The organism is Pseudomonas sp. NFIX10 (assembly GCF_900111955.1).
GTDB classification, from domain to species: Bacteria; Pseudomonadota; Gammaproteobacteria; order Pseudomonadales; family Pseudomonadaceae; genus Aquipseudomonas; species Aquipseudomonas fluorescens_AA.
On sequence record NZ_FOKH01000007.1, the window covers coordinates 139,584 to 154,320 of the forward strand.

General features: G+C 63.1%; 13 protein-coding genes. 10 read left to right on the top strand and 3 right to left on the bottom strand.

What is annotated here, in order from left to right:
* Positions 1 to 87: 87 nt before the first annotated feature.
* From ppc to BM321_RS09025, 7 genes are all read left to right on the top strand, one after another.
* Positions 88 to 2,718 (top strand): phosphoenolpyruvate carboxylase, encoded by a 2,631-nt coding sequence (ppc, locus tag BM321_RS08995; RefSeq protein WP_092442290.1) that lies wholly within the window; start codon positions 88 to 90, stop codon positions 2,716 to 2,718.
* Positions 2,719 to 3,009: 291 nt separating this feature from the next.
* Positions 3,010 to 3,657 carry an adenylate kinase gene (adk, locus tag BM321_RS09000; protein WP_092165800.1) on the top strand — a complete coding sequence of 216 codons (648 nt, stop codon included), beginning with the start codon at positions 3,010 to 3,012 and terminating at the stop codon, positions 3,655 to 3,657.
* A 93-nt stretch (positions 3,658 to 3,750) separates the two neighbouring features.
* A complete protein-coding gene (gene tsaB / locus BM321_RS09005; RefSeq protein ID WP_092442254.1) occupies positions 3,751 to 4,428 on the top strand; it encodes a tRNA (adenosine(37)-N6)-threonylcarbamoyltransferase complex dimerization subunit type 1 TsaB in 678 nt (225 codons plus the stop codon).
* 199 nt (positions 4,429 to 4,627) lie between these two features.
* Positions 4,628 to 4,936, top strand: a complete 309-nt coding sequence (locus BM321_RS09010; protein ID WP_092442255.1) for a hypothetical protein — start codon at positions 4,628 to 4,630, stop codon at positions 4,934 to 4,936.
* A complete protein-coding gene (locus BM321_RS09015) occupies positions 4,936 to 5,796 on the top strand; it encodes a DUF72 domain-containing protein (protein WP_092442256.1) in 861 nt (286 codons plus the stop codon). The genes BM321_RS09010 and BM321_RS09015 overlap by 1 nt, the downstream gene beginning before the upstream one ends.
* A 33-nt stretch (positions 5,797 to 5,829) precedes the next feature.
* On the top strand, positions 5,830 to 6,651 hold the full coding sequence (locus BM321_RS09020; RefSeq protein WP_092330731.1) for an isocitrate lyase/PEP mutase family protein: 822 nt from the start codon (positions 5,830 to 5,832) through the stop codon (positions 6,649 to 6,651).
* 16 nt (positions 6,652 to 6,667) lie between these two features.
* Positions 6,668 to 7,366: an extensin-like domain-containing protein gene (locus tag BM321_RS09025; protein ID WP_092330728.1), complete on the top strand. Its 699-nt coding sequence runs from the start codon at positions 6,668 to 6,670 to the stop codon at positions 7,364 to 7,366.
* A gap of 1 nt (position 7,367) precedes the next feature.
* On the opposite strand, the gene BM321_RS09030 is transcribed toward BM321_RS09025, so the two are convergent.
* Positions 7,368 to 7,988, bottom strand: coding sequence for an energy transducer TonB (locus BM321_RS09030; protein WP_092442257.1), 621 nt, complete (start codon positions 7,986 to 7,988; stop codon positions 7,368 to 7,370).
* A gap of 91 nt (positions 7,989 to 8,079) precedes the next feature.
* Here BM321_RS09030 and BM321_RS09035 point away from each other — a divergent pair, with 91 nt between their 5' ends.
* Complete coding sequence (locus tag BM321_RS09035) at positions 8,080 to 8,862, top strand: class I SAM-dependent methyltransferase (RefSeq protein ID WP_092253813.1); 783 nt, start codon at positions 8,080 to 8,082, stop codon at positions 8,860 to 8,862.
* Positions 8,863 to 8,987: 125 nt separating this feature from the next.
* On the opposite strand, the gene BM321_RS09040 is transcribed toward BM321_RS09035, so the two are convergent.
* The gene (locus BM321_RS09040; RefSeq protein ID WP_092330720.1) at positions 8,988 to 9,623 is read right to left on the bottom strand and encodes a TetR/AcrR family transcriptional regulator; all 636 of its coding nucleotides are present in this window, start codon (positions 9,621 to 9,623) and stop codon (positions 8,988 to 8,990) included.
* Positions 9,624 to 9,717: 94 nt separating this feature from the next.
* Here BM321_RS09040 and BM321_RS09045 point away from each other — a divergent pair, with 94 nt between their 5' ends.
* Positions 9,718 to 10,818, top strand: a complete 1,101-nt coding sequence (locus BM321_RS09045) for an efflux RND transporter periplasmic adaptor subunit (protein ID WP_092330718.1) — start codon at positions 9,718 to 9,720, stop codon at positions 10,816 to 10,818.
* A gap of 6 nt (positions 10,819 to 10,824) precedes the next feature.
* The gene (locus tag BM321_RS09050) at positions 10,825 to 13,890 is read left to right on the top strand and encodes an efflux RND transporter permease subunit (RefSeq protein WP_092442258.1); all 3,066 of its coding nucleotides are present in this window, start codon (positions 10,825 to 10,827) and stop codon (positions 13,888 to 13,890) included.
* Between the two features lie 136 nt (positions 13,891 to 14,026).
* On the opposite strand, the gene BM321_RS09055 is transcribed toward BM321_RS09050, so the two are convergent.
* Positions 14,027 to 14,716 (bottom strand): DUF4197 domain-containing protein, encoded by a 690-nt coding sequence (locus tag BM321_RS09055; protein WP_092330713.1) that lies wholly within the window; start codon positions 14,714 to 14,716, stop codon positions 14,027 to 14,029.
* Between the last annotated feature and the right edge of the window lie 21 nt (positions 14,717 to 14,737).

Sequence of the window (14,737 nt, forward strand, 5' to 3'; positions counted from 1 at the left end):
AAGTCCCTTCGTCGCTTGTCATAAGCGGCGGGCATCGGCACTCTCTAAGCCAAGAGCTGTCCGGACTTTTTTGCTGGAGAAATGCTGATGACCGATATCGATGCCCGCTTGCGCGAGGATGTCCACCTGCTCGGCGAACTGCTGGGCAATACCATCCGCGAACAGTACGGGGACACGTTTCTCGACAAGATCGAGCAGATCCGCAAAGGGGCCAAGGCTGACCGACGCGGCTCCGTGGACGCCGAACTCAGCGCCAGCCTCAACCAACTGAGCGAGGACGAATTGCTGCCGGTGGCGCGCGCGTTCAACCAGTTTCTCAACCTCGCCAACATTGCCGAACAGTACCAACTGATCCATCGTCGCGACGAGTCGCAACCGGCGCCCTTCGAAGCACGGGTCCTGCCCGAGCTGCTCGCCCGGTTGCGGGCCGAGGGCCATGGCGCCGAGGCCCTGGCCCGGCAGTTGGGTCGCCTGGAGATCGAACTGGTCCTCACGGCCCACCCCACGGAAGTGGCTCGCCGCACGCTGATCCAGAAATACGACGCCATCGCCGCGCAACTGGCCGCCCAGGATCACCGCGACCTGACCAGCGCCGAGCGCGCGCAGATTCACGAACGGCTGCAACGCTTGATCGCCGAAGCCTGGCACACCGAAGAGATTCGCCGCACCCGGCCGACCCCGGTGGATGAAGCCAAGTGGGGGTTCGCGGTGATCGAGCATTCGCTGTGGCACGCCATCCCCAATTACCTGCGCAAGGCCGATCAGGCCCTGCATGCCGCTACCGGCTTGCGTCTGCCGCTGGAGGCCGCACCGATCCGCTTTGCCTCGTGGATGGGTGGCGACCGTGACGGTAACCCGAATGTCACTGCCGCCGTGACCCGCGAGGTGCTGTTGCTGGCGCGTTGGATGGCGGCCGACCTGTACCTGCGTGACGTCGACCAACTGGCGGCCGAGCTGTCCATGCAAAACGCCAGTGAGGCCTTGCGTGCCCAGGCCGGCGATAGCGCCGAACCGTATCGCGCCGTGCTCAAGCAACTGCGCGAACGCCTGCGCGCCACCCGCAACTGGGCCCACGCCTCCTTGAGTGCCGCCACGCCACCCGGCGCCGAGGTGTTGCAGCACAACCGCGAACTGTTGGACCCCTTGGAGCTGTGCTACCACTCCCTGCATGAGTGCGGCATGGGCGTGATTGCCGACGGGCCGTTGCTCGATTGCCTGCGCCGGGCGGTGACCTTCGGCTTGTTCCTGGTGCGCCTCGATGTGCGCCAGGACTCGACGCGCCATAGCGCCGCCATGACGGAAATAACCGACTACCTGGGCCTGGGCCGCTATGAGGATTGGAACGAGGAGCAGCGCATCGGCTTCCTGCTCGAGGAGCTGAACAACCGGCGCCCGCTGCTGCCGGCCCATTTCAAGCCCTCGGCCGACACCGCGGAAGTGTTGGCGACGTGCCGGGAAGTGGCGGCGGCGCCGGCGGCGTCCCTGGGTTCCTATGTGATCTCCATGGCCGGCGCGGCTTCCGATGTCCTCGCCGTGCAATTGTTGTTGAAGGACGCTGGCGTGTTGCGGCCGATGCGGGTGGTGCCGCTGTTCGAAACCCTGGCCGACCTGGACAACGCCGGGCCGGTGATCGAGCGGCTGTTGCTGCTGCCCGGCTATCGCTCGCGGTTGCAAGGTCCTCAGGAAGTGATGATCGGCTACTCCGACTCGGCCAAGGATGCCGGAACCACGGCGGCGGCCTGGGCACAGTATCGGGCCCAGGAGCGGCTGGTGGATATCTGCCGCGAGCAGCAAGTCGAACTGCTGTTGTTCCACGGCCGTGGCGGCACCGTGGGCCGTGGCGGCGGTCCGGCGCACGCGGCGATCCTGTCCCAGCCACCCGGTTCGGTGGCCGGGCGTTTCCGCACCACCGAGCAAGGCGAAATGATTCGTTTCAAATTCGGCCTGCCGGACATCGCCGAACAGAACCTCAATCTTTACCTCGCCGCGGTGCTTGAAGCGACGTTGCTGCCACCGCCGCCACCCACGCCGCAGTGGCGGGACTTGATGGACGAACTGGCGGCCGATGGCGTCAGTGCCTATCGCGCCGCGGTGCGGGAGAACCCGCAATTCGTCGAGTACTTCCGCCAGTCCACCCCCGAGCAGGAACTCGGGCGCCTGCCCCTGGGCAGTCGTCCGGCCAAGCGTCGGGCCGGCGGCATCGAAAGCCTGCGGGCGATCCCGTGGATCTTCGGCTGGACCCAGACCCGTCTGATGCTGCCGGCCTGGCTCGGCTGGGAAACCGCGCTGAGCAAGGCCCTGGAGCGCGGCGAAGGTGAGTTGCTGGGGCAGATGCGCGAGCAATGGCCGTTCTTCCGGACCCGCATCGATATGCTGGAGATGGTGCTGGCCAAGGCCGACGCCGATATCGCGCGCTCTTACGACGAGCGTTTGGTGGAACCTGGGCTGCTGCCTTTGGGTGCGCACTTACGCGACCTATTGTCGCAGGCCTGCTCGGTGGTCCTTGGCTTGACCGGTCAGTCGCAGCTACTGGCACATAGCCCAGCCACACTGGAATTCATTCGCCTGCGCAACACCTACCTCGACCCGTTACACCTGTTGCAGGCCGAACTGTTGGCGCGTTCGCGGCAGCAGGACGTGGCCCAGGGCAGCCCCGTGGAACAGGCGTTGCTGGTGTCTGTGGCGGGGATCGCCGCCGGTTTGCGTAATACCGGCTAACATCAGGCAGCGCACCGAAACGGCTCGTCCGGCATTGCCGGGCGTTGCCTGCAGGGGGAGGGGGCAGGTCGAGCAGGCGACAGTTTGTTGTTCGGTTGCGACGCTCGCCACCCCCTCCGAAGGTCGTATCGGGCGCGGGTTCCTCCGACTTTCGGCGGCTTGTGTGGGTCGGGCCTGCTGTGTATCTTGATCAGCCTTTGGCCGTTTGGGCGGTCACGATCCTGTTTTTCGAAGATTGGCCCCACGAGGCGAATCCGAGCGTTTTACATAAAAAAATTGAGGAGCACATCGATGCGCGTCATTCTGCTGGGAGCTCCCGGGGCCGGTAAAGGTACTCAGGCAAAGTTCATCACCGAAAAATTCGGTATCCCGCAAATCTCCACTGGCGACATGCTGCGTGCCGCGGTCAAGGCGGGCACTCCACTGGGCGTTCAAGCCAAGAGCATCATGGATGCCGGCGGCCTGGTGTCGGATGACCTGATCATCGCCCTGGTCAAGGATCGCATCGCTCAACCCGACTGCGCCAATGGCTTCCTGTTCGATGGCTTCCCGCGCACCATTCCCCAGGCTGAAGCCCTGGTGACGGCTGGCGTCGAGCTGGATGCGGTGGTTGAAATTGCCGTCGAAGACGAGGAAATCGTCCAGCGCATTGCCGGTCGACGCGTTCATGAGCCTTCCGGTCGCGTTTACCACACCGTTTACAATCCGCCGAAAACCGAAGGCAAGGACGATGTGACAGGTGAAGACCTGGTGCAACGCAAGGACGATACCGAAGAAACCGTGCGTCATCGCCTGTCGGTCTACCATTCCCAGACCAAGCCGCTGGTGAATTTCTACCAGAAACTGTCGGCTGCCAATGGCAAGCCGAAATACAGCCACATCGAAGGTGTCGGTTCGGTTGAAGCGATCACGGCCAAGGTGCTTGCAGCCTTGAGCTGAAAAGTCTGATCCGTTGCATCAACTACGGCCCGCTTGCGGGCCGTAGTTGTTTATACTGGCGCACTTTTTTCCACCTGATTTACGGACACATCGATGAGCACCTTGCTGGCCCTGGACACCGCGACTGAAGCTTGCTCCGTTGCCTTGCTGCACAACGGCAAGTTCACGAGCCATTACGAGGTGATCCCGCGCCTGCATGCGCAGAAACTGTTGCCGATGATCCAGCGACTGTTGAGCGATGCCGGGACGACCTTGCAGGCGGTGGACGCGATTGCCTTCGGTCGCGGGCCAGGGGCATTTACTGGCGTGCGCATCGCCATCGGAGTGGTGCAGGGGTTGGCCTTTGCCCTGGAGCGGCCGGTGTTGCCGGTCTCGAACCTGGCGGTACTGGCCCAGCGGGCGATGCGTGAGCACGGCGCTCGCCAGGTGGCGGCGGCCATCGATGCGCGTATGGACGAGGTGTACTGGGGTTGCTACCGCGAAACCGCCGGTGAGATGCGCCTGGTCGGTTCCGAGGCGGTATTGCCACCCGAGGCCGCGGCGTTGCCAAGCGGGGCCGACGGTGACTGGTTTGGCGCCGGCACAGGTTGGGGTTACGGCGAGCGCATCGCGGTCAGCCTGGCCGGCCAGGACGCCACCCTGTTGCCTCACGCCGAAGACCTGCTGGCCCTGGCCCGTTTCGCCTGGGCACGCGGCGAAGCCATTCCAGCCGATGATGCGCAGCCGGTGTACCTGCGGGACAAGGTTGCAACACCCAAGTCCGAGCGGTAACTCGACAGCGACGGGTATTCAAGCTCCCTCGCCACAAAGTCATTTGCACCTCCAAAAGTCACACCCGATATTGCCAGTCGTCACTTTTTCGGCCCGTTTTTAAACCTTTTGGATTTTATGTGTTCTAGTTATCACTTGCGCATTTGCGCGGCTGCGAAAGTGCCGCTAAATTGCCATCATTGATACCGAGCATTCTGTTATGCGTATAGACGGCTTTTCATCCCAGTCCTACCCCATCAAGCGTCGGCCTCGTGCGGGTAAAGCCACTGAGCCGGAAAACTTCGATGACATCGACGGTGACCTGGAATTTCCGTCCGAGGAACAATTGGCCGCCCGCGCCGCCAAAGCTTCCGCGCAACGCCTGAGCAATCTTCCCGCCCGTCAGCAAGACATGCTTTATCACCGTGCGATGAGCCGCAGTGTCGCTACGGCCCTGGCGAGCTACCTGAGCACCGCCGGTTTCGTCGATTGGGATATGGAAGTGCTGGGACTCGATCTCTACATCTGATGGTCTTGCCTTACTACCTGGGCTGTCCGTCCTGGAGCGAAAACGCCTGGCGCGATTACCTTTATCCCCAGGACGCCAAAAGCACCGACTTCCTCGATCTCTATTCCCAAGTGTTCAACGCAGTGGAAGGCAATACGACCTTCTATGCCAGCCCGTCTGCGGCCACGGTCCAGCGCTGGGCCGACATCATGCCCGAACACTTTCGTTTCACCGCCAAGTTTCCCGGTGATATCAGCCACAATGGCGACTTGCGCGAGCGCCTGACGGCCACCGAAACCTTCCTGCAACTGCTCAGCCCATTGGGCGAGCGCGTCGCGCCGTACTGGCTGCAACTGTCCAAGGCCTTTACCCCGAATCGGTTAGCGGAACTGGCGGGGTTCATCGACGCCTTGCAGCGCCCCTTGGCCGTGGAAGTCCGTCACGATGAGTTCTTTGCCAAGGGCGATGCCGAGCGACGCCTCAATCGTCTGTTGCTCGATCGCGGCGTCGAACGCATCTGCCTCGATCCCCGGGCCTTGTTCAGTTGCACCTCCCTTGATCCCGCCGTGCTTCACGCGCAATCGAAAAAGCCCCGCGTGCCGCCCCGCCCCGCGGCGTTCACCCAATGTCCGCAAGTGCGCTTCATCGGCCATCCGGTGCTGGAAGCCAACGAGCCGTTCCTGACGCCCTGGGTGGAGAAAATCGCCGGTTGGATCGAAGAGGGGCGCACGCCCTATATCTTCCTGCACACTGCCGACAACCGGCTGGCGGCCCGGCTCGCGCAACGCTTTCACGAGCGTTTGATGAGTCGACTGCCTGGCTTGCCGGCCCTGCCTGCGCTATACAGAGAGCCCGCCGCCGAGCAACTGGGTTTGCTCTGAGGCCCACTCCTTCTCTGCTCAGGAGCGAACTACATGGATGCGCAAACTCGTCGAGCCCAGGCGTTCAAGGCCTTGCACGAACGCGAAGGGGCTTTTGTCATTCCCAACCCGTGGGATGCCGGTTCGGCCAAGATGCTGGCCAGCCTCGGCTTCGAAGCCTTGGCGACCACCAGTGCCGGTCATGCCTTTTCCTTGGGCCGACCCGATGGCGCGCTGGGCCTGGAGGACACGCTGGCTAACGTACGGGCGATTGTGGCGGCCACTGACCTGCCGGTGGCCGTCGACCTGGAGAACGGTTTTGCCGATGCCCCCGAGGACTGCGCCCGTAACCTGCTCCGTGCGGCGCAGGCCGGTGCGGTGGGTGGTTCGATCGAGGATGCCACGGGGCGCGAAGACAGCCCGATCTATTGCTTCGACCACGCCGTGGCGCGGGTCAAGGCCGCCGCCGAGGCCGTGCGCAGCTTGCCGTATCCCTTTCTGCTGACGGCCCGGGCGGAAAACTTCCTGCACGGCAATCTGGATCTGGACGACACCCTTCGCCGCCTGAAGGCTTTCGCGGACGCGGGGGCCGACGTGCTGTACGCCCCGGGGCTGAGCAGCGCCAAGCAAGTGCTCGCAGTGGTGCAGGCCGTGGCGCCGAAACCGGTGAATGTACTGATGTCCGGGGCGCTGGACCTGACTGTCGCGCAGTTGAGCGAGCTGGGCGTCAAGCGCATCAGCGTCGGGTCGGCGCTGGCCCTGGCCGCGTATGGCGAGTTCTTCCGCGCCGCCGAGGAAATCCAGCAACAGGGCACGTTCACCTTCACGCGCCGCTCGATGCCGTTCAAGCAGGCCAACCAATTATTCAAGGGTTGATGCCCGAGGCATTGTCGTGCGGTTTTTGAAAGCTCTTGCGATCGTGGCACTGCTCGTTGGCGTTGCCGTGCTGGCGGTATGGCGCGGCTGGCTGTCGCTGCCGCCACAGTGGAACCCCTGGGCGCCCCTGGACGTCAACCTGGCGCCCAATCTGCTGACCCGCTACAAGCTCATGGCCCTGCGCAACGACCCGCAGCTGTGTGACCAGGCCCTCGCCACCTCGGGGCTGCGCACCGCGCGCCAGGCCGACAGTGGCGCCAATACGTCGTGCCCGTTGACCAATGTGTTGAGGGTGCAGGGCGGTGAGGTGGCGCTGAGCAGCAGTTTCCTCGCCAGTTGTCCGCTGGCGGTGGCATTCGCCCTGTTCGAGCGCCATGGGTTGCAGCCGGCGGCGGTGGCGGCCTACGGACAGAGAGTGACGCGGGTCGATCACCTTGGCAGTTTCGCCTGCCGCAACATGTACGGGCGTGAGAGCGGTGCGCGTAGCCAGCACGCCACCGCCAGTGCGTTGGACATCGCCGGGTTTCGCCTGGCCGATGGGCGCACGATCAGCGTGCTCAGGGACTGGCCCAAGGACAATGCCGATGCACGTTTTCTGCGGCAGGCACGGGATAGCGCCTGCGATATGTTCAGTGTGGTCTTGAGCCCGGATTACAACGCGGCGCACCGCAACCATTTTCATCTGGACGTGGGGCCATGGTGGATCTGTCGCTGATTCAGGCGGCGATGCGCAGGTTCTGCAGCACGATCGGACGCGCCCAGCGGGTGTCGAAGTCCAGTTGTTTCTGTTGTGCCACGAGCTCTTCTCCCGGGAAGGGCGGGAACGGTTTGTCCAGCAGGTCGAGTTCGAACTCGGCGATCGGCAAGTGCAAGGGGCGCGGTTGTGGTGCCGGGCCTGGCTCTGGCAGCGGTTGGCCGTTGGCGAGGACGAGTGGGCGAACCCAGTTGCTTTCGAAGGTCTGCTGTTTTTGCTGGGCGGCGATTTCTTCCGGCGGGAAGGGGGGGAAGGGCTTGTCCAGCAGGTCGAGTTCGAATTCGGCGATGGGCAGGAACAGCGGTTCAGGCGGCTTGACCGGGGTTTCGGTCACTTCACAGGTGCGCTGGCTGACGATGTGCGCCAGCAGCTCGGCGCCGAGGGTCGGTTCAACGGCCTCATCGAGGGGCTCTGGCTGGTAGCTGCCAGGCGCCGGTGCGTTATCACCCAGTTGATCGGCCAGGGCCCGGGCAAAAAAATCCTGCCACAGGTGACTGACGCCGCTCAGCGCTTGGGTGTTACGCAGGCTGTAATCGCCGTAAGGGGAGATAACGCCTATCGATGTGGATTGAATGTCTGACATTTTTCTCGGTCGACGCTCAGCTCTGGCAAAATGCCGTTCACCGTTGTTATCGGCCGTTTTTGCCGATCCTTAATTTTTTGAGCATGTTTCCATGAGTGAGCAACCCGCGGCCTGCCGCATCCATGTCGAGGCCCTGGCCCCGGCCTTCCAACCGCAGGCCGAACACTGGGCCGAGCGGCTTGGCCTGCCTTTGCAAGTGGACGATGGCGAGTTTGCCTTGCAGGTCGGTGAGCAGGGTTTGCAATTGCAGCAGTTGGGCCCGGATGCACCCGGGCCGGTGCGCGTGGACTTCGTCGAAGGCGGTGCGGCCCACCGGCGCTTGTACGGCGGCGGTAGCGGCCAGATGATCGCCAAGGCGGTCGGCATCGCCCAGGGTGTGCGTCCGCGGGTGCTGGATGCCACGGCCGGGTTGGGCAAGGATGCGTTTGTGCTGGCCAGCCTGGGCTGCGACATGAGCCTGATCGAGCGCCAGCCGTTGATTGGCGCCTTGCTGGAGGATGGCCTGGCCCGCGGGGCCGAGGACTTCGAGGTGGCGCCGATCGTAGCGCGCATGCGTTTGCTCAAGGGCAATTCCATCGAGGTGATGCGCAACTGGGAAGGCGAACCGCCCCAGGTGATCTACCTCGACCCGATGTTCCCTCATCGTGAGAAAACCGCCCTGGTGAAAAAGGAAATGCGCCTGTTCCGCCCCCTGGTGGGCGACGACCCGGACGCCCCGGCACTGCTCGCCGCGGCCCTGGCGCTGGCGACGCACCGGGTGGTGGTCAAGCGCCCGCGCAAAGCCCCGTGCATCGAAGGGCCGAAGCCGAGCCATGGGCTCGACGGCAAATCCAGTCGCTACGACATCTACCCGAAGAAAGCGCTCAAGCCCTGAGACCGGGTCGCCTGCATCGCGAGCAAGCTCGCTCCCACAGGGTTTGATGTGCACCACAGATCCAATGTGGGAGCGAGCTTGCTCGCGATGAGGCCCTTCCAGCCTGCGAAAGGCTACCGGTCGAGCTAAGGCCGATAAGCCCGCATGAACAACCCCACCACTTCCTGCACATGAGCCTCGGCCGCTTCCGGTTCCTGGGGTTCGCCGCAGCCAGACAATAACCGGAAATTCGCCGCGCCCTTGATCAGGCAGAAAAAATGCTCGGCGGCATTGCGCGGTTTATCGATGCTCAGGGCACCGCTCTGGTTGACCTTGGTCAGCAGGCGCTCCATGCCTGAGAGCATCCGCTGTGGGCCTGCTTCGTAGAAAATCGTCGACAGCTTCGGATCCTGGCTGCCCAGGGCCATGATCAGCCGATGCAGGTTCAGGGATTCGTCGCTGTTGATCAGTTGGTTGAACCCGCGGGCGATGTTCAACAATACCTCTTCGACCGGAACGCCGTCGGGCCATTCATAAAACAGCGACGGCACTTGCTCTTCGCATTTGGCCATCACGGCAGCGGAGAACAGCGTCTCCTTGTCGTTGAAATGGCTATAGACCGTCAGTTTAGAAACCCCGGCCTCGGTGGCGACGGCGTCCATGCTGGTATTGGCATAACCCAGGCTCAGGAACAGGCGTTTCGCCGCGTCGAGAATGGCCTGGCGCTTGGCCAGGTCCTTGGGGCGACCAGGGCCGCTGGGGGGTGAAGGATTGTTCGACATTTCTTCGCTTTAATACTGGACTGGTGAGTTTGCTATTAATAACATACTCGCCAGTATAATTATTCCAAGCACCATTAGCGAAAGGTCACTCGCCATGTTCCGCTATGCCCTGCCCCTCGCTGTGCCAGTCACCTTGGTTTTTTTATTGTCTGCGTGCGGTCATGACGAGCCGGTGCCCGTTGCCGTGCGCCCGGCCATGGTGGTCAAGCCCGAGCCGTCGGCCCAGGCGATGGACAGTTACCCTGGCGAAGTGCGGGCGCGTTTCGAGCCCGACCTGGCCTTTCGCATTGGCGGCAAGGTGAGCCGACGACTGGTGGAAGAGGGGCAGCGGGTCAAAGCCAATCAACCGTTGGCCGAGCTCGATCCCGAAGACGTGCGCCTGCAATTGGAAGCGACCCGTGCCCAGGTCGCCGCCGCCGAGGCCAACCTGAACCTGGTCCGCGCCGAGCGTGACCGCTACAAGACATTGATGGAGCGGCAGATGGTCAGCCGCTCCCAGTACGACAACGCTGAAAACCTTTATCGCTCCGGCACCGCGCGGCTCAAGCAGATCAAGGCCGAGTTCGATGTCGCCAACAACCAGGCCAGCTATTCGGTGCTGCGTGCGCCCCAGGATGGCGTGGTGGCACGGCGTTCGGTGGAAGTCGGGCAGGTGGTCTCGGCCGGGCAAACCGTCTTCACCTTGGCCACCGACGGTGAACGTGAGGTGCTGATCAGTCTGCCGGAACAGGGGTTTGGGCGGTTCAAGATCGGCCAGCCGGTCTCGGTCGAACTGTGGAGCCAGCCTGACCAGCGTTTCAGCGGGCGTATTCGCGAACTGTCACCCGCCGCCGACCCCAGATCCCGTACCTTCGCCGCCCGCGTGGCCTTCACCGCCGGCAGCGTTCCGGCCGAGTTGGGCCAGAGCGCGCGGGTGTTCATCCAGACCGCCGACAATGTGCCGCTGTCGGTGCCCTTGTCGGCCCTGACGGCTGAAAACGGCGCGACGTATGTCTGGGTGGTCAACGCCAACAACACCTTGAAAAAAGTCCCGGTGCGGGTCGGCGCCTTCGGCGAAAAGACGGTGCCGGTGCTGGAAGGCCTCAGCCCCGATGACTGGGTGGTGGCTGCCGGCGTGCATGTGCTCCTCGACGGCCAGCAGGTGCGGCCGGTGGATCGCTCCAACCGCGTGGTCAACCTGACGGCCAAGGAGTAATCCGCGATGGGTTTCAATCTTTCCGAATGGGCGCTGCGTAACCGCCAGATCGTACTGTTCCTGATGCTATTGCTGGCCATCGTCGGCGCGCTTTCCTACACCAAGCTTGGCCAGAGCGAAGACCCGCCGTTCACCTTCAAGGCCATGGTCATCCGCACCAACTGGCCAGGCGCCACGGCCGAAGAAGTTTCGCGGCAAGTCACCGAGCGCATCGAAAAGAAGCTGATGGAAACCGGCGACTACGAAAGGATCGTCTCGTTCTCCCGGCCGGGGGAATCCCAAGTGACCTTCATGGCCCGCGACTCCCTGCATTCGGCGCAGATCCCCGAGCTGTGGTACCAGTTGCGCAAGAAGATCGGCGATATTCGCCACACCTTGCCGCCGGGTATCCAGGGGCCGTTCTTCAACGACGAATTCGGGACCACCTTCGGCAATATCTACGCACTGACCGGCGACGGCTTCGACTATGCCGTGCTCAAGGACTACGCCGATCGCATCCAGCTCCAGCTTCAGCGGGTCAAGGACGTGGGCAAGGTCGAGCTGCTCGGCTTGCAGGATGAAAAGATCTGGATCGAATTGTCGAACGTGAAGCTGGCGACCCTCGGCCTGCCCTTGGCCGCGGTCCAGCAGGCGCTTGAGGCGCAGAACACGGTTTCCACCGCGGGTTTCTTCGAAACTGACAGCGAGCGTTTGCAGCTACGGGTTTCGGGGAATTTCCAGACGGTGGAAGAGATCCGCAACTTCCCGATCCGGGTCGGCGATCGTACGTTCCGCATCAGCGACCTGGCGGACTTGCGTCGTGGTTTCAACGACCCGCCAGCGCCACGCATGCGCTTCATGGGCGAGGACGCCATCGGCCTGGCCGTGGCGATGAAGGAAGGCGGGGATATCCTGATTCTGGGCAAGGCCCTTGAAGCCGACTTTGCCCGTATCCAGAACACCCTGCCGGCCGGCATGCAGTTGCGCAAGGTTTCGGACCAGCCGGCGGCGGTAAAGACCGGGGTCGGAGAGTTCGTCCAAGTGCTGGTGGAAGCGCTGACGATTGTGTTGCTGGTGAGCTTCTTCTCCCTGGGGTTGCGCACCGGGATGGTGGTGGCCCTGGCGATCCCGCTGGTGCTGGCGATGACGTTCGCCGCCATGTACTACCTGGGGATCGGCCTGCACAAGATTTCCCTCGGCGCGCTGGTATTGGCCCTGGGACTGCTGGTGGACGACGCGATCATTGCGGTGGAGATGATGGCGATCAAGATGGAGCAGGGCTTCGACCGGATCAAGGCCGCCAGCTTCGCCTGGACCAGCACCGCATTTCCGATGCTCACCGGTACGTTGATTACGGCGGCGGGCTTCCTGCCGATCGCCACCGCGCAATCGGGCACTGGCGAATACACCCGTTCGATTTTCCAGGTGGTGACCCTGGCGTTGCTGGCGTCCTGGGTGGCCGCCGTGGTGTTCGTGCCGTACCTGGGGGAAAGGCTCCTGCCAGACCTGGCGAAAATTCATGCGGCCAAACATGGCACGACTGACGGCCAGACCGACCCTTACGGCACGCCGTTTTATCAGCGCGTCCGGCGGATGGTGGAATGGTGCGTGCGTCGGCGCAAAACCGTCATCCTGCTGACCGTGCTGTTGTTCGTCGGCTCGGTGGTGTTGTTCCGGTTCGTGCCGCAGCAGTTCTTCCCGGCATCGGGGCGGCTGGAGCTGATGGTCGACTTGAAGCTGCAGGAAGGCGCCTCCCTGAGCAACACCGCCGAACAGGTCAAGCGCCTGGAAGCGCTGCTCAAGGACCATGCCGGCATCGACAACTACGTGGCCTACGTCGGTACCGGTTCACCGCGTTTCTATCTACCGCTGGATCAACAACTGCCGGCTTCCAGCTTTGCCCAGTTCGTGGTGCTGGCCAAGACCATCGAAGACCGCGAGCCTTTGCGCAGTTGGTTGATCGCGACCCTGAACGAGCAATTCCCGACCCTGCGCTCGCGGGTCACGCGCCTGGAAAACGGCCCGCCGGTCGGCTATCCGGTGCAGTTCCGCGTCACGGGCGAGCACATCGAAGAAGTCCGGGCCCTGGCGCGGAAAGTGGCGACGAAAGTTCGCGAAAACCCCTACGTGGTCAATGTGCACCTGGATTGGGAAGAGCCGAGCAAGGTGGTGTACCTGAACGTCGACCAGGACCGCGCCCGGGCCCTGGGCGTCAGCACCACCGATCTGGCGAGTTTCCTGCGCAGCTCCCTCACCGGCTCCAGCGTCAGCCAGTATCGGGAAGACAACGAACTGATCGAAATCCTGCTGCGCGGTACGGTGCATGAACGCACCGAGCTGTCGTTGCTGTCGAGCCTGGCGGTGCCAACCGACAACGGCCGGAGCGTGGCCCTGTCGCAGATCGCGACCCTGGAATACGGCTTCGAAGAGGGTGTGATCTGGCACCGCAATCGCCTGCCGAGCGTGACTGTGCGGGCCGATATCTACGGCAAGGAGCAACCGGCGACCCTGGTCCAGCAGATCTTCCCGACCCTGGAGCCGATTCGTGCCGAACTGCCGGATGGTTATTTGTTGGAGGTGGGCGGTACGGTGGAGGATTCGGCCCGTGGCCAGAAGTCGGTGAATGCCGGTGTGCCGTTGTTCATCGTGGTGGTGCTGACGTTGCTGATGCTGCAACTGCGCAGTTTCTCCCGCACGGCCATGGTGTTTCTCACCGCTCCCCTGGGGTTGATCGGCGTCACGCTGTTTCTGCTGGTGTTCCGCCAGCCGTTCGGCTTCGTCGCCATGCTCGGCACTATCGCGCTGTCGGGGATGATCATGCGTAACTCGGTGATCCTGGTGGACCAGATCGAACAGGACATCAAGGCTGGCCTGACGCCCTGGCAGGCGATCATCGAAGCCACGGTACGCCGCTTCCGCCCGATTGTGCTCACCGCACTGGCCGCGGTGCTGGCGATGATCCCATTGTCACGCAGCCTGTTCTTCGGGCCGATGGCGGTGGCGATCATGGGCGGCTTGATCGTGGCCACGGCGTTGACGCTGTTGTTCCTGCCGGCGTTGTATGCGGCGTGGTTCAGGGTCAAGAAAACCTGAACCGATCCAGCGACCAGCGCAGATCCAATGTGGGAGCGAGCTTGCTCGCGATAGCGGTGCAACAGCCAACAAAGATGTTGAAGCTGATACCACTATCGCGAGCAAGCTCGCTCCCACAGTTGGTTCGGGTTGGGGCTCAGAGGGTGCCGAAGACTTTCTTCGCCAAACTGGTCGCCGCAGCCGCCGGGTTCTGGCGAATGGTGGCTTCCTGCTTGCCGATCATCTCGAACAACCCATCCAGCGCTTGTTCGGTCACGTAGTTCTCGATGTTGGCGCTCTTGGCATCCAGCACGCCGAGCGTCGCGGCCTGGCCGGCGAAGGCATTGTATTTCTGGGCCAGGCCGACCTTGTCGGTGGCTTGCTTGACGATGGGCAGGAACTTGGCGCGGATCTGCTCGCGGCTGCTCTTGTTCAGGTATTGCGTGGCCGAGTCGTTGCCGCCGCTCAAGATGCCCTTGGCATCGCTCACGCTCATGTTCTTCACGGCATTGACCAGGATCGGCTGGGCCTGGACCACGGCGGCTTCGGCAGCCTGGTTCATGCTGGTTTCCAGTTGATCGACCTGTTCACCCATGCCGAAGGCCTTCATCTTGCTGGCGACTTTGCCCAGCTTGCCTGGCAGTTCGATTTTCACATCCGGGTTGTTGCTGAAGCCGCCGGGTGTACCCAGTTGCTTGACCGCCACCTGTGCGCCTTGGGTCAAGGCGTCCTTGAGGCCGCCCGTGGCATCTTTTTGCGACAGGTCGCCCAGGGACAGGGCCATGGCATTGGCGCAGATCAACAGGCCCGCGCACAGGCCGGCGAAACGGAGGGTAGAGCGGAGCATGATGGCGTCCTTGAAAAAAGT